This is a genomic window from Vibrio sp. 2033, from assembly GCF_033339735.1.
In genome coordinates, this window is record NZ_JAWOVC010000123.1 from 1 (window position 1) to 1,027 (window position 1,027).

Sequence of the window (1,027 nt, forward strand, 5' to 3'; positions counted from 1 at the left end):
ACTCGATTGGAGTATTTGGATTTGAGCGTACAGCATCTACGACTTGTTTCCAGTCATTGATAGGCTCACCACCAATCGCGATGATTTCATCTTCTGGACGCACACCTGCTTTCGCGGCTGCACCGTCTTCAGAAACTTGCTTAATAACGCGATAGATTTCTGGTGTATATGGAGCAAAGCCAAGTGAATGCATCGCAGATTCGGTTTCTGGATCAAATTTCCAGTCACGAAGGTCCAGCGTTTTCGTCACTTCAGCGCCAACTTCTGAGTCTGACGTCAGTGTTAGCGTCATAGCGTCATCACCAATATGAGAAATTAATCCCATATTAACTGATTCCCAATCCGGAGTTTTGATGCCTGATACTGCTTTTAGTTCCATTCCAGATTCAATTCCTGCCTCAGCAACAATCGAATTGGGCGTAACTTCACCAATTACGGGTTTTACCGCAGGTACACCAATCAGGAAAACCAACCAATAAGCAAAAATAGCAAATAAGAAATTAAAGATAGGGCCAGCTGCAACAATAGACGTTCGTTTCCAAAGCGGCTTTTGATCAAAGGCTAAATGTTTTTCACTTTCTGGCACATCGTCAACACGGCTATCTACCATTTTGACGTATCCACCAAGAGGAATCATTGAGATAGTGTATTCGGTTCCGTCTTGACCAACTTTTCGCCAAATAGACTTACCAAAACCGATGGAAAATCTTTCAACCTTCACGCCACAACGACGAGCAACCCAAAAGTGCCCAAACTCGTGCACGGCAACGAGAATGCCCAGTGCAACGATAAAAGAAACAAGATTCCACAAAATACCAGTCATTAGCTACGCTCGCGTATAATTTCTAGGGCGATAGTTCGAGACATTCTATCTAGCTCTAGCAAGCTTTCCAAGCTATTCGCATTCTCAGGTTTGCAGCTTGCGGTGATTTTATGCAAAACCAATTCATTGATGCGAGCTATGTCTGTAAAACCAAGGCGATTATTTAGAAACGCATCAACAGCAACTTCATTGGCTGCATTTAGA

1 protein-coding gene and 1 pseudogene are annotated in these 1,027 nt (G+C 43.3%); both read right to left on the reverse strand.

From position 1 onward, the window contains the following. Positions 1-823 (reverse strand): RIP metalloprotease RseP (gene rseP / locus R7P74_RS25050; RefSeq protein ID WP_318123343.1); only part of this gene is annotated, 823 nt, incomplete at its 3' end. Further along, positions 823-1,027 (reverse strand): annotated as a pseudogene (locus R7P74_RS25055) (1-deoxy-D-xylulose-5-phosphate reductoisomerase); the annotation flags it as partial. The gene rseP and the pseudogene R7P74_RS25055, both read right to left, overlap by 1 nt.